Source organism: Desulfobacula phenolica (assembly GCF_900105645.1).
GTDB classification, from domain to species: Bacteria; Desulfobacterota; Desulfobacteria; order Desulfobacterales; family Desulfobacteraceae; genus Desulfobacula; species Desulfobacula toluolica.
This window is the reverse complement of record NZ_FNLL01000003.1, coordinates 52,369-74,428: the sequence shown is the minus strand read 5'-3', so window position 1 is coordinate 74,428 and position 22,060 is coordinate 52,369. Positions and strand designations below refer to the sequence as shown.

The window sequence follows — 22,060 nt, the reverse complement described above, 5'->3', positions numbered from 1 at the left end:
GGCTCCACCACCCATGTCAATATTGATAATTACTATTGGCTAATCCATAGATATCACCTCAAAATCAATCACATCAAAGCTGCCTGCTTCATCTGCTACTGACAATTGATAGGTGCCGGGCAGCGGCATGGGCAAAACACCGGAGCTGCCGGGATTGATAACAGCCACCGGCTTTTTGTTTAAAAACCAGTAATATTTTCCCTGGCCACCCGACGCTGTTATGGGGATGGACGGAGGGGTAGCCTGACCCGGCGGGCGGGTTAAAATGCTGTTATTGAACACTGAGGTGATCTGTACGGGGTTGCCGGGGAAGCTTGCAAGATCAGGGCATTTTTGTGATGGCGGCGCAATCAGTTTGTTCCTTCTCCATGAAGGAGGCAACCAGGGTTCAGCACCTTGCGGCCACACCCCGATGCGAATTTTTTTGATTCCCCCGCATGACGGCTGTGCCCTGTTGCCGTTTTCATCAATCCAGAATGTTTTTAAAAGAGGGTCAAACCCCCTGGTTGCAGAATTTAAGGTTAAGGGTATCTGGTTGTCCAATATCCATGCATCATGCTGAATAAAGCAATTTGTTACTGTCCGGGTTTTCGCCGACCCCAACGGCCAGCAGATTTTTATCTGTTGAACACTTGACGGCGGTTTTTTGATAAAATCAGTGAGCGGCAGGCTTTCAAAAATCCTGCGAAGCAAAGGAATGGCTGTCACGGCACCATATTGTCCCGGACAAGGAGAGCCGTCCGGTCTTCCCACCCAGACACCGGCCACATAATCTCCCATGATGCCAAGGGCCCATGCATCCCTGAACCCATAACTTGTGCCGGTTTTCCAGGCCATGGGAATATGTCCTGACAACCGGTTGATGCCTTCAAATCCGGGCATGGGTTGCGCCAGGATTTTTCCGACAATCCAGGCCGCACCCGGTGACATCAGGTATCGTTCCTGATCCGCATTTTGATCCGCATCTTGTTTTAACAGTTTTGGTTTTCCCGCAATGCCGTCCCTGGCAAGGCCGGTATACAGCGTCACCAATGATTCCAAGTTGGTGCCCGCCCCTCCCAGTATGATACTCAGGTTGGGTTTGCCGGACAGTTTTATCCGGGCACCGGCATTGATCAGGCGGTCGTAAAATTTTTGGGGGCCATACGCCTCCAGCACCTGGACAGCCGGAACATTTAATGACAATCTCAATGCCCTGGCCACGGTGACAGGCCCTGAAAACCCTTTGGAAAAATTGCCGGGTTCGTATTCTTTTTGAAACCGAGGGGTATCCAGCAGCAGGGAGTGGGAATGGATCAGGCCTTCATCCATGGCAAGGCCGTACAAAAACGGTTTCAAGGTTGAGCCCGGCGACCGTATGGCACGGACCATATCCACATGGCCCTTTCGCTTGACGCTTGAAAAATCAGCCGACCCCACATAAGCCTGCACTTCAAGAGTTTTATAATTTACGACCAGGGCGGCTGCCGATTGTTCGTCTGAAAGTCCTGCAACATAGTCCCTGACAATATCCTCGGTTTGGATTTGAAGATCATAGTCCAGTGTGGTGGTTTTTTTTGATGACGGGTTGTCGGTGCCAAGATACAATCGTCGTGATGCCAGGGGGGCGGTCATGGGAGGGACAAAGCGCAGCGCAGCCACAGGTTCTTTTTTGGCCGCCCTTACCTGTTCGTTGGTCCATACCTTAAAAAACGCCATTCGATCCAGCACTTTATCCCTGGCTTTTCGCGCCCGTTCCGGATGCCGGTCCGGCCTGTAAAAACTGGGTGCCTGGGGCAATACAGCCAGAAGAGCGGCTTCTGCACAAGACAATTCCACAGCCTGTTTTCCAAGCCAGGAAAAACATGCTGTCTGCACCCCTTCAATGTTGGAGCCAAACGGTGCCAAATTCAAATAAAGCGTCATTATCTGGTCTTTGGTCAGGTGAATTTCCAGCTGAAATGCTCGAAGTATTTGTAAAATTTTCCCGGCCAGGGTTCTTTGATTGGGATGCAGCAGTCTTGCCACCTGCATGGTCAAAGTAGAACCACCGGACACAATTTTACCGGCAGCTATATTTTGAAAGCAGGCCCGGATAAAAGCAAGCGGGTTTACACCTGGATGCCTGTAAAACCACCGGTCTTCATAGGTCAGCAACGCCTGAAGGTACAAAGGGGATACGTCTGTCAGGTCAGTTGGATAACGCCATACCCCGTTTTTATCTGCAAATGCGCGAAGGGGTGTGCCGTCTTTTGCCGTAATCAAGGTTGAACAGGTATTTGCGGTTAAATTCAGCGGATAGATCCTGTCCAGTCCAGACAGACAAACAATAACAACTGCGCTTGCTAAAAAAACGGATACAACGCAGTATTTAAAGTGTCGGCTTTTCACTTATGAGATATATCATGGGCAGTATTAATATATCATAAAAAACATGAATATATCATGGTCTGCTCACCTGCATCAGGGCCGGGCCACTGCCAATCCCCCGGATATACGGTTTATACATATCCTCTGCCAGGGGCGGTGGCACAAGATAATCACCAGGACTGACAATGCGTACCGGATAGAAAATTCTCAGATCATCCTGGGCAGGAATATTCAATGCCGCCACAAACCGGTCATCCCGGTACTCCGTATGGCGGGTATCAAATGCATTGTGCCATTGAACCACGGTTTTTTTATCGACCTGTATCTCATCAATAACCATGCTGCCGGCAAGGTTGGGATCTTCAAGTTCAAGACAGGCCGGAAGCAGATCGACAATCAAACCGTTTGGCATTCTTTTATCCGCCGTAAAGGCAAGCTCAACAAGCAACCTGTCTCCGGATTTAAATTGCCCGGATTTTACGGGCATTTCAATGGGTATGCCGTCGGGTGTCAGATATCTTCGAGAAATTTTTACACCATATGCCTCGGGTTTGGGTTTCTGGGCGGGATATCCGGCCAGGGTAACAGACAGATAAAGATCCGTCCCTGCAGTGTTAAGTACCTTGAATCCATCAGCGTATTGCCCGTCAACACTGACAAATTGTTTTTGACGATCATTCTCAAGATCAACAATTTTATCACCGGCACTTATTCTTGCCTGCCAGGGTTTTGTGCTGTTTTTCACGGCAATACTGCCGGCCAGTACAAGGGCGTTTCGTTCCTGTGTACTGAGCCATTGACGGTCATTGAGTGCATCCTGGAGTCCGAAAAGAAAATGAGAACCTTTTTCAAAAGACGGATAAAAACTGGACACAAGATAACAGGCTGCGGCAAGATCTCTTATATCACTGCCGTAATCACCATAATATATATGATTTTCGCGCGGATGTTCGCGGCTGTTGTTTAATGCTTTTTTTAATGCACTTGTCCCAAGGGCATCATCCCCGCTCAGATAAAGGGCAAGTCCGGCATGAACAAACCCAAGCGTTCCTGTTAAATCATTTTTTACCGCATGGTATAAAGCCCTTGCATCCCCAAGAGAGATGCCCTGAACACGGGCCAGGACAAAGGCTGCATACACACGGGTTGCCGCCCTGTAATGCCGTTTGTCCGTATAATTCATCGGCCTTATGGTTGAGGGTCGTTTCACATACTTCTTGAGCCGGTCCAATGCTTTGGCAAGGGCTGTGGGCGGCACTTTATATCCGGCCTGTTGTGCATGAAGTAAAAAATCAGTCACATATGCGGTCAGCCAATAGCTTTCAGGACTTTTTGCAGACCAGAGGCCAAATCCGCCAGTGGTTTTTTGTTTCTCCATTAACCGTTGAATCCCCAGGACAACCTTTTTGTTTGTTTGCTCCGAAGTCTGTCCGGTCAATCCCAATTCGGCAATATCAACCGCATTTAAAATAACATGGGGATAAATCCCGCTGGTGATCTGTTCAAGGCAACCGTATGGATAGGCATTGAGCTGCTGAATGTGATCGGACAGATTGATGGGTGGAAAAGCGCTGATTACAGCCTGAACGCCAATTGTTTCTTTGATCAGGCTGTTCATTTGGGAAGGCTTGATGTCAAATGTTTCACCCGGCTTTAAATGGGATCTGAACACTTTGGTGGTCGCGGGATATGCCGGTCTTGTATCAAGGAACCAGGTTCGATTAAGAGTTTGTTTTTTTCCATCCACAACCAAACCGTTGATAAAAAGGTTTATCTTTGACCGGCCCAGCTGCTGTTCTGAAAAAACCGGGAAAACAAAGGCGTTTTTTTGATCTGGATCAAGACTCACTTTGTGTGATGTTTGTCCAAGGGCTTTGACAGGGCCTTGCACATCAAGATTCATATCAAGTTGCTGGCGTGTCAGGGTAAGGTTGTGAACATCGATCACCACCTGGCTTTTATCCCCCATGGATAAAAATCTGGGCATGGTGATCTGGGTGACCAGGGCCGACGCAACCGTCACCTCCTGTTCCAGTGATCCGTAATCCTGACCTGTATACGCTGTGGCCATCACCCGGATACTGCCGTTGAACTCGGGTATGAAAAGACTAAAGTGCGCCCTGCCCTTTTCATCCACCTTAACGGCATTCCTGGAAATGGATACGATCTGCACATCTGTGGCGGGTTTGTCACCGCCCCGGGTGAGCGCTGCCGCATCACCGCCAAACCGTTGTGTTGCCCATGCACCCTTGTTGGCTTCGATCAGTTTCTGGTAAACATCATGAATCTGCGCGCCATATTTGCGCTTCTGAAAAAAATAATCATGAGGAGAAGGAGTTTTAAACCCGGTAAGGTTTAAAATACCAATGTCCACTGCGGCAAGTGTAACATATGCATTTTCAGGTATAGACCCGTCGGCACGACTTACATCAACAATGACATCCAGGGTTTGATCGGGTTCTATTTTTTGGGGGACATCCATTTTAAGGGACAGCTTTCGGCCGGTTCGATCCAATGGCAGATGAATCAGGCCGACAGACCGTTTGGGAAGCGTGCCGGTCCTGCTTTGCCCTTTTCGCACGATCAGGGCGGAGATGTACAGATCATGACGGTTCCAGGACGGATCAATCTTGATGTCAAACGCTTTGCCTTCAGCCGGTACTTTTATGGGCAGGGTCAGCAGATTGGTATCCGATTCAACAAACAGATACCCGGAACCTGCCTCAGGTGCTTTGACCATTACCTTTGCCGTGTCACCCGGACCATAATGGGGTTTATCAAGTGTCAAATCCACCCTGTCGGGCCGATTGCCCCCACCGGATGACGGCATGCCGTCAGGTTGCCACCCTGCCCAAAAACTCAAACTGGAAACAAGACCTGTAGACGGGTCTTTAATTTCAAGCCGGTATCCTCCCCATTTAACAGGTACGCTTACTTTGGCAGCACCGTTTTCAGGAACATCCACATTAAACTTGTCCACAGTATAAAACTGACGGGTATAATGCCATTGCCAGTTGTCATGACTGTATTCCCAATAATATTCCCTGTTTTCTTTGATCACAACAGCCTTCAAACCCTTAGACTTGATTCTTTCTCCCTGCTTATTGACCACAATGATTTCAAACTGTGCCGTACTGTCGCTTTTTATTTGACCGTCTCTGGACAAGACCCTGATACCCACAAGCTCATCAGAAGGCCATATCTGCCAGGATTTGTTCCTTACCACAGGCCTTCCGCCGGAGTCATACACGCTTGCATTAGCTGTCAGCCATAATGGAGAGGCTGTATCTTCCCATTCATTTTCAATTGTAAGTTTGCCCATTCCATTTTTATCCAGAACAATGCTGTCTGTTTGATAGGAGTGTTTGAAATTATGCGTTGCATCGCCAAACTCATACCCGGGCCATTTTTCTTTAAACAATTTTCGGGCAGGCCTGATATGAATCATGGCATCGGCTCTGACGCCGGCTGCGGGCGCACCATATAAAAAATCGCCTTTCAACTCAATGACGGGGGTGTCAGATCTGCCAAGGATATCTGTCTGGTTTTCTGGATTTTTAACCTGCAGTTTCATTCGTTCAGGAAGAAAATCAGCCACAATAAAGCTGTATTCTTTGAGGCTGACAGCCGCCATTTTAAAACTGATTCTCCATTTGCCCGTAACAGCATCAGCAGGCAGATGATATTCATAATGGTAATGATTGAGATGACTTGCGTTCCATTGGAATTCGTAAACCACCCGCCCGTCCGGTTGAATCACGTTTGCCGTGACGGCCTTCGCTGGTGTCATTTTCCCATCCTGATTTCTTAACAGGGCGTCAATGACAAGGGTTTCACCAGGCCTGTAAAGATCTCTGGGACCATAAACAAACAAGTCAATGGGCCTGAAAGGCTCGATGGCGGTTCTGAATTCGCTCAGATCAAGGGCGGGCATATCCATTGGAAGAAAACTGACACTTTTCCCTGACCGGGCAAGAACATAATTCAGATGTTCGGTTGCCCCATTGATGCTGGCAATCCCATTTTTATCGGTAACAACATTAAACCGCTTTTTGCCTTTTTTATCATAACCCTCTACGGTTATATTCTTTAATGGTTTTGCAGTCTCAAGACTCTGGACATGAAACTGTAAACGATTTTTGTATTTTTTAACATTAAGGCCAAGATCACTGATGGTAAACCAGGTGCTGCTGAAGCTGTAGTTATAATGACCTGCGCCTTTTAAAACGGCAAAGTAAATACCTGGAACACCAAGTTCTTTGATATGGGTAATGGGCAGGTTGACCTGGGTTCGCAAATCCTTGTTGACCTTTAAATCCCATCTGCCCGAATAGACAAGATCTGCATAGGTATGCAAATTTTTATTGTTGTAATAGGCCATTGTATCGTTATTTGCAAACCGCTGGCTGAATTCATCCAGAAAACCCGGCTTTACCCTGAAAAAATCAATGTCCGCCTTATCAATATTTAATGCATTCACCGGCAGGCCGCGGTTCAGTTTTGATGCCAGGATAAATCCTTTGCTCCCGAAACTGATCATAGGTTGAACCTCTCGGGTTTTTATCGAGTATTTTTGTGCTGTTTCCAGTTTTTGCCCGGCAGCTGATTTCAACCCTTTGTGGATTTTTATGACGTAATCTGTATCTGTTTCGATATTACTGAAATAAACCACATGGAGATCTTTGGATAAAACCCATGATCCTTCCACTGCATTATCGTCTTTTGCAAACAAAGAAAAATAGGACTCCAAATTCTGTCTGGAATCAAGGAGATCGGAAAAGGTGACGGCCAGGGCATTGACCCCGTCAACCGTCTGCTGCCCTGCAAATCTGGCAACAAATTTATTATCCGCATGGACAATAACGGTAAAAAAAAGAGCAATCAAACAAACCAAGAGCCATTTTAAATTTTTCATTAAGCCACCTGTTCCGTTAAATTTTTATTATAAATTTATCATAAGAATTTGATATTATAAGTCAAAAATAAGATTTCCCATATTATCAAATTAAACGGTTACCCCTTGGTCCATCATTCTATTAATGGCAATTTTATGGGCTTTTCCAAATTCCATTATCTCTTCAGGCTTAAACTCCCCTTTTTCATAGGTGTCCAGAAAAGCCGGGGTGGAGAGCATGTAAAGAATATAGGACAAATGGCCCGAATATCCGTTAAAGTCCAGTTGTTGTAATTGCTTTATGGATTGATCCGCCGCTTCCATGACCCGGCGATTCACCACGGGTGGATTTTGCAAGGTGCAGACATGAGTGGAATAGATCCTGCGGCAGGAAAACGGCCTGACCTCATAAATCATGCAGGCATTGTTCTTCATTAAAAACGGACATGGAGCCACGACATTGTTTTCCCTTTTTTTGATCTCCTGCTGAAAAAGCTTTGTCAAAGTTTTCTGCCGGGACCTTGCAAACCCCTGCATGGCCTTTCTGATGACCAGGCCTTCAAGGGTGGTAATCTCTATTTTTCCGGCTTCTTTGCAACAAAATCCGCACCCCTTTTCGCAGGCCGTATCATCTTTATATTTACGGGTTTTTGCCTCAAATGTCTGGTATATATCGTTTAACGCTTGTGTTTTTTCTTTCATCTTATGTGTATGTTCACCTTTATGATTTTATTATTCAATGGATGTTCAATCTTTGAATTTAGCAAAAAAACGCCCTATAATCCACTGTTTCTTCATTGATTTACAAAGCCCGTATTTATTTTCCTCACTTGATTTCCAAATGTTTTTTTTAAGCGCCCGGCACACATCCGGACCATCAAGAAAGTGTCCACTTGTTCTATACCAGATCAGGTATAGTATAAACATTGTTGACACATAAAGGTTTGGTTGCTAAATTAAGAACAAACAATGTTTCAACAAAGGATAATCTTATGGAAATGATAATAAAAAAATGGGGTAACAGTCTCGCTGCCAGAATACCCAAGGCTATTGCTGATATGATTGGTTTACATCTAAATCAAAAAATCAATATAAAAGCTGAAAACGGCAAAATCATTATCACTCCGATTACAGAAAAAAAAGAATATACAATGGACGAACTCCTAAGCCAATGCACCGCGAAAAATCTCGAGCTTAATGATGAAGACAAGGCCTGGCTGAATGACGAACCAGTTGGAAGAGAATGGTAATGACAAAAAGATTCATCCCGAAACGTGGTGATATTGTATGGACAGATTTTAATCCTGCTGCTGGTCATGAACAGATGGGGAAAAGACCGGCTATTGTTCTTTCACCTTCAGGATTTAACAAAAAAATTTTATTAGCCTTAGTCGCCCCTATAACAAGCCGAGTTAGAGGGCATGGATTTGAGGTTTCTTTAGCGGGTAAGAAAATAAGTGGTGTTGTACTTTGCCATCAAGTTAAAACCATTGATTTTGTTGAAAGAGGACTTCAATTCGCGGAAAAAGCACCAGCAAATGTGATAAGTGAGGTTTTAGCTAAAGTGAAAGCCATTGTAAGCGAATAACATCTTGATTTTCTTTTAAAATTCAGGATATTATCTGAAACGAAAACCGATACCAAACCTTTGTTTTTGCACTATAAACTCTCTGTTCACCGGCTGAAAGCCTTAAAAGGAAAAATAAAGGCTGCAAAAACACTTACAAAAAGTCAGTTTCCTGCAAAAAATAATTATAACCTCAAAAATTGAGGCTGTTGTATCGGTATCTCCTCCGGCACTAATAATTTCCTTTACTCCACCTGCATAATAATTGAAATCCCTTAGCCACGTTTGAATCACACGTTGATAACATATTGATCAAATGATGAGTGATCTTATGTTCTGTTGTTGATCGAAATTGTGTACTTAGCGGATACATGGGTTTGTGCGCCGATAAAAAAATCATTGACGGCACATAGTGTTTGCCCGTCACTGAGTGAGGCTTTGGCCATGGTGATTGTGGATATCTGTCTTTTTCCTGCAAAAGCTTCTAAAACAATCTGTTCCAGATCAGATACCTGAAACGGCAGGAGTACACCGTCCCATCTTTCAGGATCTGGATTCACACCAATTACATACTGATTATCAAGATACTTCATTGTATTGGCCACCAATCCATCCTGTCCGAGAACAACGATCAAATCTTTGTTTCCGAAAATAAAATTTGGAACAAATCTGCGATGCAGCACCTGGACTCTCCCAAATCTGGTTAATATTTGCCTGGCTCTGGACACAGACGATTTATAAATTTTATCCTCAACAAGATAATCGGAAAAATCTGCGCCAAGATGCTCAATATAAAACTGTGCCTGGCCAAGGGTGTTATACCTAAGAATCAAATCGTCCAGCCTGGTTTCCCTGACGATCAAAACAATTTTGTTTTCATATTCTCTGTCCATGGTTTCTGCTCCAGTTCAAGGTTTATCCGATACAAGGTTGATCCGATACAAGTTTGATCCTGTACAAGGCCTGTTTGCAACCTGGGGCCCTGACCGGATGATCCGATTACTTAACCGTTTTGTGCCGTTCCGGGGGTGATCAGCTCTGCCAGAAGTTCCGAAGAAATGTTCAAATTGCCGATCTTGTCTGCATTCTTTGCCAGATTTTGAAACGCAGATGCGATCAAGGGTAATTTTACTCTTGATATCATCTTGTTTCATCAACAGCCTTTTCTCTTGAACTGCCCGGTCAGCCTCGATCTTTGCTTCTCTGATCCGGCGTTTTTTATTTTCAACGGCAATTTCGGTATTCAACTCATTCTCCCTGATTGCTCTTTCCTGCTATACTGAAGCATTTCTGCGATGATATATGGCCTCATCTGCTGCAAGAAGCAGTTTTTCTCTGGCATCTGCTTCCAATGCTTTTGACGTTTCCGGATTGGGCCGGATAGATAAAACAGATACTGAAAGAATTTCAACCCCAAGCTGCCTGATAATATCAGATTGAACAAGTCCCTTATTAACAGAATCCACAAGCTCTTCAGATGCCTGAAGTGCCTTTTTCAGGGGCAAAAGCTGTATCAGAGACCTTGTTAATACCTGAATTTGATTGATAATTTTTTTTTGATAATTTTTCCGGGTCTTCACTAATATAACTTTGGGTGTCAGGGGTCAGGCTGAAGTTGAGCAATTGAGCCAGTTTCCTGGGTTCAATGATCCTGTAAGAGACATCACCCTGAATACAAAGATCCTGAAAGTCTGAGGTAACTTCGTTGAAAACAAAAGACAGATCCATACTTGCCATAGGAATAGCCACCAGAGAAGATACTGGTGCAAAATAAAAAAACGAAATGCCTGTCCCTTCTCTGATGACTTTCCCTTTTTTGTATTGTAGAAAATATGTGTTGGGCTGAGCTTTGATATATTTGATGCCAAACATAAGAACCTCCTGTCAAATTTCAAAATTAAATCCCTGGTCTTTTAATGTGTCATATTTTTTTTTATTGAACCGGTATAATCTGGCTGCCCTGTGTGAAACATCCTTTTCAATCTCATCAAGCTCTTTGAGGATTCCCATTTTCAGGATTTTTTTTCTAAAATTTCGCTTGTCAAGTTTTCGATCCAGTATTTTTTCGTACAAGTGCTGCAATTGTCTTAAAGTAAATTTTTTAGACAATAATTCAAAGCCGATTGGTTGATAGCTGAAAAACAGGCCTTTTAAAATGTATACCCCATGGAAAAGTGCAGACAGCCGCTGCTCTCACCAGGCAGGGGATTGATTTTCCATCCGTATACAAGCCCTACAGGCCCGATGGGTGTCATGTACCGAAGCCCCACTCCGGCAGATGAACGAAAATCGTCTGAATCAACGCTGTCAAAAGTTTTTTGCACCCGCCCCACATCATAAAACAGCGTCACTTCAAATTTCAATCCCAGGTCATACCTTGCCTCAACACTTCCCAGGAATGCTTCGCGCCCACCCACGGCAGTGCCGGTGTTGTCAAAGAGCAGCAAATTTTCATCAAATCCCCTGACCGTAGTGGTGCCGCCCAGGAAAAAAAGTTGATCTTCAGGCACGGTCTTATTTTCCCCATAAGTCTGGATATATCCGTACCAGCCCCTGACGGCAAGGGTCAGTGGCTCAAACACTGTATAATAATAACGGGCATCCATGCGATATTTAATATAATCATCCAGGTTGTTTTCAATCCCCTTTGATATGTCCATGTACACGGCTGAAAAAACTCCTTTCCGGGGGCGGACATAAGAGTCAGTGGTACGATAGGTCATTGAGGGGTTTATTTCAAAGATATGCCTGGAATCATATTCCCGGTTGTCTGTTTCAGTTTCAGACACAGAAGGTGACCGGGTCGGGTATTGTTCACGAAAATCATACTGGAACCCAACATTGGCCGTCAATTTTTTCTCAAGAAACTGCCTGTAAAAAATCTGGGAAAGGCTATAGCTTTTTATACCAAAATCAGTATTAAATTCTTCGTGCTTCTGAGCAGCAATCTTTGTGGTGGAAGAGATCCTGGAAGAAAAAACCCGTGGCTCTGTCAATGAAACATTAACCTCATGGCCGATCTGGCTTAATTCAGCATCTGTTTCAACCGCAAGATTTCTGCCCAGAAAATTATGATCCCCTATAGTGGTATTGACATAAAAATGCCGTTGCGTGTCATAGCCTGTTGCAAATTCAACAAACTTGGGGACTTTCTCTTCCACCGCTATAGCAAGATCCACTTGATCCAGTTTTTCTTTCAGGCCAAGTGTATTGAACTTCACTGAGTTCAAGGCGTTCATGTCCAGCATGTTCTGCCTGCTCTCAAAAAGTTTTTTCAAAGAAAGCGGGTCTCCTTGTGATAAGGTCATCTCTTGGTTGAGAATTTCTTTTTTTGTTCTGAAATTGCCTGTATAAAAAATCTGCCCAATGGTTACAAAAGGTCCTTCATCCACATCATAAAAAAAATCAGCCAAAGAAAGATCCTCATTAAAAACCACAGTTGCCTTGACCCGGATATGGGGATACCCCATCTCGGAAATTCTTTTTTTCAAAACATTTTCATCGCTTTCAATCATATAGTTGCGATAAACCTTGCCCGGCTTGAGCGAGAGCAACTGCATTGCCGCTTCAGGTTTGAGAATTGAAAGCCCCTGAAAACGAACCGTTCCGACTCTTGTCCTCGGCCCTTCGTCAATAACAAGCTCTATTGCCAAAGATTTTATTTTTTTATCTTTCTGAGACAAATGATCATTGATTTTCAATGTTTTCTGGATCCGGGCACGGGTATATCCTTGTCTTAGATACAACACACGGATGGCATTAATATCCGCCTCTAAGACTTCAGGGGCATAACCGCCATCCGTCAAAAACCCGGAAGGCTTGGTAAGAATCTGTTGTTTAATACTTTTTTCATCAACCCCATGGTTTCCTTTTATGCTGATGCTTGAAACAATGTATTGATCGCCCTCATCCGTTTGAAAGGTCACATCCCGGAATATTTTTTTGTCTTTTTTTCTTTCAGTGATTTTTGTTTTTATTCCAGCATCAGGAAAACCGCTTTGCGAATATTTTTTTTTAATATTGCGAATACTTTTTTTTACGGCAAAATTATTCTTATTCCCGTCTTTGAAAAGGGTCATCTCTTGTTTAAGGGTATGATCCCAAAATTGACGGTTTCCATCAAACCTGATTTTATAAACCGGGCCTTCGTTTATATCAAACTTAAGATCCACGGTCTTTGACTGATCATTTTTTTGAATCCTGCCTGACACCGTCACATCGGCAAACCCCTTTTCACGATAGAACCGGATCAAATTTTTCACATCAGCATTAAACTCTTTTTCAATAAAACGGGTCGCACTGCCCAGCAAAACAGATGATTGCCATGTTTTTGTCCTCAACTTCAACCTGATACCGGAAAAACTGTGATTGCCATGAACCATGACCCTTTCAACCCTGTAAAAATCCCCCTTTTCAATATATACGGATACAATATAATGACCATCTTGAAGATCTTTTTTCGCGATCACCTTCACCTTTGGATCAATAAACCCATGGTTTTTAAACAATACGACAACTCTGGAGCTTTGTTGATCCAGAACCTCTTGTGAAAATTCATCACCAGGAGAAATTGTCATGACCTGAAGCACTTCTTTTTTAAAAACCGGAAAAGCACCTTTAACAAGAATATCTTTGACCCGAACATCTATTTTGGAGACAGTCCCGGGCAAATCCAAGCTTTCTTTTGTCTGAGCCAAGCTGTTTTGCGTCATACACACCATAAGCATCAATACAAAACTTATTTTTAAAGCAAGGCTATCTAAATTCAATGCGATATTTGAGTTCAGCCCCAAAATCACCTCCGTTATCCTGAAATCCGCTCATCAAAAGATTTTCCAGAAATTTATAGTCCATGATTACCCGCTGAACGGTTTCACCGTCTCGGACATCCATTCCGTATTTAAGCATCATGCGGCGGGAAAGTTCCTTGCCCACAACAATATTGATGCCACGGCTTCCTTCAACATCATCCGGCTTGATTTCCAGATAATCCATTCCCGAAGCTTCCTTGATATTTTGCTGAAGTGTCTGTGCAACAAATCCTGCCAGAATATCTTCGGGTGAAAAGCTGGAGTCGCTTTCTGCCTGCCGCAATTCACGGGTTGTTTTGCCGAAAGCCAGCAGGGAAATGATGTCTGCATGCTGTTCTTCAGGAATTGAGCTGAACTTAAAATCAAGATTGTCCGGCGTGCCTGAAACCGTCAAAAAGACAGTCCAGTGACGTATCTCCATCTCCCCCTGGATATCAATGACAGGCTCTGTTTTGTAAGGATTGATAAAATCAACAACCCCTTTTTTAACTTCAAATTCTTTTTCTTTAAATTTAAGAATACCAGACTCAACCCGTACCTGACCGCCGACAAGAGGATGGGCTGCTGTGCCTGAAACTGTCAAATCGGAATACATGCTCAACAGTGCCAGATTATTATCAACCAAAAACGGTTCGCGCTGGGATATATCAATGTCCAGGCCAATGTTGTCCAAAAAAGCGACAGCTTGTTTTTCCGGGACAGGTTTCACCGTTCTTGTCTTTTTAACAGCGTCCACAAGATCAAGCTCAATATTTTTATAATACCGGCCCTCAAGCAGCACAATTTCTCCTTTAAGATCTGACTTGTCCGTATTTCCGGCCAAAGAAAGGCTGGTGTTCATGGTAATGTCCATCAGATCCGGGAAATCCAGGGACAAATTGTGGCCGTTAAATTTCAGATTGTATGTGTCAGGCTTTAAATTGCTCAAACCAACATTTCCTGCAATATCAAATGTCCCTTCATCCAGTTTTCCGCTGATCCTGTTTGTTTCAATCAAATCCGGCGTGATGCTGATAACACCGTCAATGTTCTGTAATTTTTGTTCCATACCGGATAATGACAAGCCCAGCCTCTCCAGTTTCACATCGGCATTAAAGACGGGTTCGGCAACTGTTCCCTTTAGTGAAGCAGACAATATAATATTTCCCGACGCATTGCTTATTTCTTCAAAAAAAGGACGGATCACTTGAAAAGGTAACATCCCCTTGAGTTCAAGATCAATATCCGATTTAAGGGAACCTGCTCCCTCTATTTTGACTTCCCCTTGTTCCAAAAAGGTGATCCTTGTTTCAGGAAGAGTGAACCTGCCGTTTTCAAGTACCAGGTTCACACCGGGGATATGGGCAATTTGATTTTCTTTGAAACCCACGGTTAAATTTGTAAGATCTGCTGTGACCTGAACTCCCTGAAGATCATCAAGACTGCCACTTGACCGAATGAAACACTCCCTTACCGAGCCTGAAAATTCCGGTTGCCCTGCTGCATGCAAATAAGGAGACAGATCAAAAAGTTCCGCCATATCAATAGATGCTGAAAACGTATGATCATCAAAATCATACTCACCTTTAAGCCGTGTCAAAGGAAAGTCTTGTGCAAACAAGCCAAGCTCAAGCCGGTTGTCTGCGAAAACCGCCCTGCCCTGACTCTTGAATACGGCTGTTGGCGTCACCCGGATATCCAGATCTTTGATATTGATTTCTTGTCCTTCCAGAACTGTTTTCAGAACAAAACCGTCAATTTTCCGACCGTTCAAGTCAAGTTTTTCGCCCTCCATGGTTATGTTTCCAGACAGCGCGTCAAGAGTGCCGTTGACACTCCCGTTCACCGACAGCCGCCCTTCTGTTCCGTCCATAAAATCACCCAGAAACATGGATTCTCCTGCAAGAGAAACCATAAATAGAGGCTTGTCCACCAGGGAAAAATCTTTTAAATCACTCTTCAACAGGTCAATCCAGCCGTTTGCACCTATTTTGGAGCCCTGATTTTCCAAAGACAATTGATCAATAAAAACCCGTCCATGACTATCCATGGAAGCAGTCACGTCTAAATTTCCCAAAAAAATATCGCCAAACCCCAGATTGTCTGATGTCAGTTCCAGTTTAACTTCAGGGGAAGTGTAAGCTCCTGTCACTTGACCTGAAAGATTGACACTCCCGGTCCCTTTCATCTGAATCAATCCCGGTGTTAAACCAAGATCAGACAGCATAAGATCCAATTTTCCAGCGATATTTCCCGACCCTGGTTCAAACTCACCTTCCCCGGAAAGATGTATTCCTTTTGTAACCGCATTAAAAGAACGGACAAGCAGCTTTTGATTTTCAATTCCCACCCCGGCCTTAAATTCAGCGTCAATTGGTGAATCAAGCCCGTTGATGCTGAATTGTTTCAGGTTCAAGTCAAGAACAATATTTGCAGTTAGTTTTTCAGGATCAACTCCCCTGCCCGTCAAGTTTATATGGGAAACTATCTCGCCGGAGCATCCGGGTTCATACTGGAAAAGTTTTGATACGTCTTCAAGCTCAGCTTGCACATCAAAAAAAAAGTCCGACACAGGGGTGTGAAACAAATCCTTGATTGATCCTTGCCCCCCCATCTTGATGCCACCGGCAACCAGGTCAAAGGATAAAATATCCAGAGAGCCGTCATTAAAAACCGCATGGGTGTTAAACGTTTTCAAATCAACAGGGCCTGCCGCACCCGGAAATGATCCGCCGTCTGCTCCGGCGTTTAAAACAGCTTTTTTCGCTTTTAAATCAAAGTTTTTTATCAAAAGTTTGAAACCTGAAACTGAACCGGACATTTTTTCATCATTAATGCAGAACAGACCTTGGCCATCAGTTAAAACAAAGGTATCAACTTTAATATTAAAAGGAAACAAACCAGGTGATTTTTCAGGTTTTTCCGGTTTTGCATGCAAAGGTTGAACAGCAGTAACAATTGTGAGTGAACCGTTATGATCTGTCTGAATATTCACACCTGGAGATTCAAGCAGAATCGAAGACAAGCAAATCTCTTCTTTAAAAAGTCTTAACCATTCAATATTAATGGCCAGCCGTTCACAAATGATCAATTGTTTTTTATCCGGCCCTTTCAGCTCAAAGCCCACAATCTCGACAATCCCGGAAAAAGGAGACAAATGTACTCGTTTCCAGGACATTTCTCCCCTGATCTCTGCATTGATCATATGCATAATCTTTGCCTGTCCTGAATCTGTTTCCAGGTAAAAGAGCCCGCCAAAAATCAAAATAAAACCGAACATAAAAATTATGCCGGACAAAACAACAAAATTTTTCTTTAATTGTAACAAATAATGACCTCACAGAAACTTAGGAAGATTTTTTTTTAAAGACTCACTCTTTTATTTTGGCATCAGTTATCTTCAATGATCTCTTTGTTGCCGGACGGCAGGCCGCTTAAAATATGAAGATCTCTCTGGGGAAAAGGTATCACCACATGATGCTCTTTGAAAAGCCCGTCGATTTCAAATCTCAGGTTGCTTTCAGCATCAATAAATTTATCTATATCCGACCAGAATCGTAATCGAAAATCAAGGGAACTGTCTCCGAAATTGATGAATTGAACCTTGGGTGGATGCGGATAATTATAGACCTCTGAAACCGATCCGGCAGCCTGCAGCAATAAGTTTTTCACCAGGTTGGTATCCGATCCGTATGCCACTCCTACCATCAGATCCCGTCTTATATAAGGGTCTTTATGGCTCCAATTGGTAACAAGGGCACTTATGAATTCGGAATTAGGAATAATAAGTGAAGAATTTGTATATGTCTGAACCAGGGTTGATCTGACATTAATTTTCTTTACTTCACCCCATATACCGCCCACCTCAACCACATCGCCAACCTGTATGGGGCGTTCAAACAGCAGGATCAGGCCGCTGATAAAGTTATTGAAAATATTCTGCAGGCCGAATCCAAGTCCTATACTCAAAGCACCGAATACAACAGCCAGGGATGTGGTGTTCAGCCCGAAAACACTTAAACTGACAAGAATGCCTATGGACCAGATCACATACACTGAAATGGTAATCACAGACTCTGTTGCCCCTGTTGACAAACCGCTGTCTTTTAACACATAAGCGGTCATTATTTTTTTCCAGGAAAGAGTCAAAAGGTAGGTCAAAAGAATGACCACAAAGGCAAAGGCAAAACCGGCCATGCTCAATTCTATCTTCCCAATGGTATACTTTTGGTAAAACAAAGCCCAAAGCCGCACAAAAAAAACATTGCTGACACTCCAGGAGAACATCAGCCCGGCCAAGGCAAACACAATGATAAGAAAATAGAGTCCGTTGGAAAAAATCCAATAAAACGGATATGAGATACCATAAGAACTTCTGGATACCGGCTCAAATTTATCCTTGAATTTGCGATCAATATCTTTCATGGAATATACAAGCAGGGTACAGATACAGATAATCATAATAGAAATACCCCAGGATTTGTACCACCAGGATGCAAAATACCCGTATCCTGAAATATCGGCAAAAAGACCTGCAAGTGCAATTATCCTGGACCATCCTACCAACAGCTTGAGCCCCATGCCATTGGTCCGGCCCTCCATTTTTTTATAAGCATTCCAGAATAAAAATACTCCGGCAACCATCATTGCTTCGGAAAAGATCCGGATGGATGACAAAATCACGGGATCAGGAGATAAAAATCTATAAACAAACAGATAAACAAAACAATATAATCTGATGCCCCAGACAAAAGCATTTCGCCATCCATACAGGGCGTTAAAAAGCAAGTGTGCCTTTTCTTTAACAATCAGGCGGATGGAATCAGATGCAAGACGGGTTATCAGAATAACGGTTAAAAATGTTTTGATAAATTTAATACAATCGGGGAAAACCAAATACACCTGGGTTTTTGACAATATAACCGCCAACAGTATCCATAAAACAAGAAACAGGGAATTTTCAAGAACAAGCAGGGGATACCCCGTCCGTTTGCTGATAATATTCTTATATCCGTCTTTTTGCCTCAAGAAGATAAGTCCCTTAAAGACAAAGAAACAAAACACCAGAAAACCGCAAATCATCATCACGCCGCCTATGGTGATATGTTCTTTTAATTGGGATAATTTCAGTGACACCCGTTCTCTGGAAAACAATTGACCGGCTTTTGCAACTGAATTGACAATTTCTTTTATAAAATTTTTGGACAAAAAAGTTTTCACTTCGATTTCATTTCTTTGAAACAAAAGCATTCCTTTTTTATCTTTGATCTCCTTTTTCAATATTATCCGGATCTCTTCAAAAGACTTGAGCAATTCGCTGCTGTTAGTCATTTCAAGAATCCGCAGGTCATCAATATCTACAATCAGTTTTTCTTGTTTTTGCAGAATAGTCCGGTAGGATTTGAGCGCTTTTATTCCAGGTTCCCGGATAATGTCTTTGTCCGTAAAAGAACCGAATTCAGCAATTCTCTGGTCCATTAAATTGATTTTTTCTTTTACTGCGGAAAGATCCTGTTTGGCTTTTGCCTCTTTTTCCACCAGCCGTTGAATTTTGAGTTTAATCAAGGAGATGGATATATCCAGCTGTTCAACTCCTTTTTCAATGACGGCAATACCGATCTCGGGAACCAGCAAAAAATTTCTCATAGAATTGATCTGAGTCCTGTAAATTTGATGCTGGCTTGATTCTTCCTTTATAAGACGTTGTTCTTCAGCCAGCTCCTTTTCCAGGTCACCCAGATTTTTTTTTGCGGCTTCAACTGCCTGTTCAAACTGGATCAGAGAATCTTTATCTTCGGAAGGTGCCTGAATGACTGGTTCGGCCCACGATAATGCCGAAAGGCATACAGCCAGGATCATAAATAACAGAACACGATTTGTTTTTTTGATTGACACAGAATTTGTCTCCTTGTGAAATGACTTGTATATAAGCAGCATAAAAAGATCCAGCGTAATTGTTCCTTTTTATAAGGATATTATTAACACTAGTCAAGACACAACTTCTTACAAATAAATGTATGCACAAAGGTCATGCTATTGTCCAAAATGATCAACAGCAAAATGAATTTTATCTTCAACCGAGTTTAATTCGCGATAGTGTTGTTCGACCGCCTTTAACCGAGGCAGCAATCCGGATTGATTAGCGATTTGGATATTAAGACCGGGGCGTGCGTTGAGTTCCAGAATCATGGGACCTTTTTCTTTGTCCAATACAATATCCACACCCTGATAAGCCAGTCCGGTAAGGTCATAACACTGAGACGCAATGGTTAATAATTTTTTCCAATAAGGAATTTCAATTCCGGTTACGGAGTTCCCCGTGTCAGGATGTTCGATGATTATTTCATTTTTACATACGGCCGAAAGCGTAATGCCGGTTGCGATGTCGATTCCGGCACCAATTGCCCCCTGGTGAAGATTGGCTTTTCCATCCGACATCCGGGTTGGCAAGCGTATCATCGACATCACAGGAACACCGAAAAGCACGATGATACGGATGTCGGGAACCCCGAAAAAACTGATGGGTTCAAACACCGGATCCGATTCTACACGATACTCGATAATGGCATTATCGGATTGCCCTCCAAGACTGTATAACCCGCTTAATATATAGGAAATATGATATTTGAGTTCATCCTCCCGCATTAAAACGCCGCTTGCCTTTTTGTACATATTCCTGGTATGTCCGGCTATGACCAAAACGCCATCTCCGCCGCTTCCACAAGCAGGTTTGATTACAAAGTCCGGGTAACAACTTACAATATCATGGATATCTTGAATCTGCCGCTCGATTTCTATTACGGAATAAAGATCAGGAACCGGAATGCCTGCTTCAATGGCAAGCTGTTTGGTTTTCAGTTTATTATCTACAATCGGGTATTTACTCCTGATATTGTATTTTAACGTATAGTTTGCATTCCGGTTGTTGATACCCAAAATTCCCTGCTGTAAAAGTCGTTTAAAATATTTAAGCATTATTGCTCCTTTTTGATAAACGCCTTGAAACGGTATAGTTCAGTCAATCTGAAACCTGAATACCGGCCCAGCAACAGGGTCGCAGCAAATAAAATGAAGAGCAGTTCCGGAAAAAAAAACATGATATGTTCTATGGTGTTATTTTTAACAACAAAATAAATCATGGTAGAAACAAAAAGGGTTCCAAAACCTTGTTTTAAGGCTTCACCGTGACCTCTTTCATCCCAAATGATGGACATCCTTTCTATTGTCATTGACAAAATAACGATGGGAAAAAGGGAAATAGACAGCCCCAGTGACAGTCCCATGTTATACGTCAGGATATTTAATCCTGCAATGATAACGATGACGGAAATAAGGACGGCAGACAATCGTGGAACAACCAGCAGTTTTAAATTTTCAAGGTAAAAACGAATGCTCAGGCCGATAGCGACAACAACAGAAAACAAGAATGCGCCCCACAGCAACTGCGTTTCTCTAAATGACAGTGCAATAAGAACCGGCATGAAAGTACCGAATGTTTTGATGCCGACAACATTTCTGAAAATCACCACTAATAACGCTCCTAAAGGAATAAGGAGTATCACGCGATAAATCCCCTGGTTTTGAACCGGCAGATTCAATAAGGAAAATTTAAAAAACCGGGGAGAAATATGCTTGCTTTGCATTGTGGCACTTTGGACGGCTTCGATCTCATTTTTCTGAGCATCTATTTGAATCTGAGAATCTGTCCCGCCTCTGATTTTATACAATGGCTCAGATCCTCTCCACCAGGAGATATAACCGACCGGAAGATTGCTTTCGGAACTGTCGGGGACATAGCTTCGCCATTTTTTCTGGTAATAAACCTCCAACCAGGTCACCATGTCGATTTGCATGGTTTCTTCCTTTAAATCAAAACCATGAACCAATTGGGCCGGAAACCCTGCAAGTGACAGCAATTGCACAATGAGTTCGATTTTGCCGGTTGTTGAAGCCGCATTCTCCCCTAGCAGCAAAGCGACATCTTCATCGGCATCTGGTTGGTTCAACCGTTTAAACAAATTCCCGATGATGGTATCCAAATCCGCAGAATGTTTATAAATTTCATTCCAGAGCCGCTTTGCGGCACTTAAATACGGATCTTGAAGAGAAGGGACCGAGATCTTTGCCGGTATTAATTGTCTGTGACTGCTTTGTCCTTTCCCTCCTGTTTTCTGGATAAAAACGCGGTAATAGAGGTGCTGCCTTCCCTTTGCATTCCGAATCGACCAGATTGCTTTTCGGTTTCCGTTCTTTTTTTCCGTCACTAAACCGTATTTACCGGAAACGAAATACTCTGAATTGATAATAAAATTATCGGACTCAACAGGTAGAAATAAAGAGGCTTTTAACGGTCTGTCATCAGCATCAAAAGACAGCCTGATTTCAATATTCCATAAATTTGATGTCTTGTCAGGTTTAAGGGGAAAATTCAAGAAATGATATTTATACATAAATATTCCC

At 43.0% G+C, this 22,060-nt stretch carries 15 protein-coding genes; 2 read left to right on the top strand and 13 right to left on the bottom strand.

Translation table 11 applies throughout. The features are described 5' to 3' along the window. Window positions 1-39 precede the first annotated feature (39 nt). From pbpC to BLT94_RS05280, 3 genes are all read right to left on the bottom strand, one after another. Window positions 40-2,370, bottom strand: coding sequence for a penicillin-binding protein 1C (pbpC, locus tag BLT94_RS05290; RefSeq protein ID WP_092231257.1), 2,331 nt, complete (start codon window positions 2,368-2,370; stop codon window positions 40-42). Between the two features lie 52 nt (window positions 2,371-2,422). After that, complete coding sequence (locus tag BLT94_RS05285; protein WP_092231254.1) at window positions 2,423-7,264, bottom strand: alpha-2-macroglobulin family protein; 4,842 nt, start codon at window positions 7,262-7,264, stop codon at window positions 2,423-2,425. A gap of 90 nt (window positions 7,265-7,354) precedes the next feature. Beyond that, window positions 7,355-7,945 carry a YkgJ family cysteine cluster protein gene (locus BLT94_RS05280; protein ID WP_092231251.1) on the bottom strand — a complete coding sequence of 197 codons (591 nt, stop codon included), beginning with the start codon at window positions 7,943-7,945 and terminating at the stop codon, window positions 7,355-7,357. 290 nt (window positions 7,946-8,235) lie between these two features. Between BLT94_RS05280 and BLT94_RS05270 the strand changes: the two genes are divergently transcribed. After that, window positions 8,236-8,493, top strand: a complete 258-nt coding sequence (locus tag BLT94_RS05270) for an AbrB/MazE/SpoVT family DNA-binding domain-containing protein (RefSeq protein WP_092231245.1) — start codon at window positions 8,236-8,238, stop codon at window positions 8,491-8,493. After that, window positions 8,493-8,831 carry a type II toxin-antitoxin system PemK/MazF family toxin gene (locus BLT94_RS05265; RefSeq protein WP_092231242.1) on the top strand — a complete coding sequence of 113 codons (339 nt, stop codon included), beginning with the start codon at window positions 8,493-8,495 and terminating at the stop codon, window positions 8,829-8,831. The genes BLT94_RS05270 and BLT94_RS05265 overlap by 1 nt, the downstream gene beginning before the upstream one ends. 308 nt (window positions 8,832-9,139) lie before the next feature. Here BLT94_RS05265 and BLT94_RS05260 read toward each other — a convergent pair whose 3' ends face one another. The 10 genes from BLT94_RS05260 to BLT94_RS05225 all read right to left on the bottom strand — a co-directional run bounded on the left by BLT94_RS05260 (window position 9,140) and on the right by BLT94_RS05225 (window position 22,050). Further along, entirely contained in the window at window positions 9,140-9,703 is a 564-nt protein-coding gene (locus tag BLT94_RS05260) for a diacylglycerol kinase catalytic domain-containing protein (RefSeq protein ID WP_175530280.1), read from the bottom strand. A gap of 110 nt (window positions 9,704-9,813) precedes the next feature. Further along, the gene (locus BLT94_RS22170; RefSeq protein ID WP_217641230.1) at window positions 9,814-9,954 is read right to left on the bottom strand and encodes a hypothetical protein; all 141 of its coding nucleotides are present in this window, start codon (window positions 9,952-9,954) and stop codon (window positions 9,814-9,816) included. A gap of 130 nt (window positions 9,955-10,084) precedes the next feature. Beyond that, window positions 10,085-10,390 carry an SPFH domain-containing protein gene (locus tag BLT94_RS22165; RefSeq protein ID WP_217641229.1) on the bottom strand — a complete coding sequence of 102 codons (306 nt, stop codon included), beginning with the start codon at window positions 10,388-10,390 and terminating at the stop codon, window positions 10,085-10,087. Beyond that, complete coding sequence (locus BLT94_RS22160) at window positions 10,284-10,682, bottom strand: hypothetical protein (protein ID WP_217641235.1); 399 nt, start codon at window positions 10,680-10,682, stop codon at window positions 10,284-10,286. The genes BLT94_RS22165 and BLT94_RS22160 overlap by 107 nt, the downstream gene beginning before the upstream one ends. Window positions 10,683-10,694: 12 nt before the next feature. Further along, a complete protein-coding gene (locus BLT94_RS05250; RefSeq protein WP_281243357.1) occupies window positions 10,695-10,934 on the bottom strand; it encodes an NrtR DNA-binding winged helix domain-containing protein in 240 nt (79 codons plus the stop codon). 26 nt (window positions 10,935-10,960) lie between these two features. Further along, entirely contained in the window at window positions 10,961-13,522 is a 2,562-nt protein-coding gene (gene bamA / locus BLT94_RS05245) for an outer membrane protein assembly factor BamA (RefSeq protein ID WP_175530279.1), read from the bottom strand. 43 nt (window positions 13,523-13,565) lie between these two features. Further along, window positions 13,566-16,880, bottom strand: coding sequence for a translocation/assembly module TamB domain-containing protein (locus tag BLT94_RS05240; protein ID WP_139168986.1), 3,315 nt, complete (start codon window positions 16,878-16,880; stop codon window positions 13,566-13,568). A 110-nt stretch (window positions 16,881-16,990) separates the two neighbouring features. Then, window positions 16,991-19,495, bottom strand: coding sequence for a mechanosensitive ion channel domain-containing protein (locus BLT94_RS22280; protein ID WP_245742975.1), 2,505 nt, complete (start codon window positions 19,493-19,495; stop codon window positions 16,991-16,993). A gap of 138 nt (window positions 19,496-19,633) precedes the next feature. Further along, the gene (locus BLT94_RS05230; protein WP_014958016.1) at window positions 19,634-20,575 is read right to left on the bottom strand and encodes an alpha-L-glutamate ligase-like protein; all 942 of its coding nucleotides are present in this window, start codon (window positions 20,573-20,575) and stop codon (window positions 19,634-19,636) included. Next, window positions 20,575-22,050, bottom strand: a complete 1,476-nt coding sequence (locus BLT94_RS05225; RefSeq protein ID WP_158406119.1) for an inactive transglutaminase family protein — start codon at window positions 22,048-22,050, stop codon at window positions 20,575-20,577. The genes BLT94_RS05230 and BLT94_RS05225 overlap by 1 nt, the downstream gene beginning before the upstream one ends. Window positions 22,051-22,060: the final 10 nt, after the last annotated feature.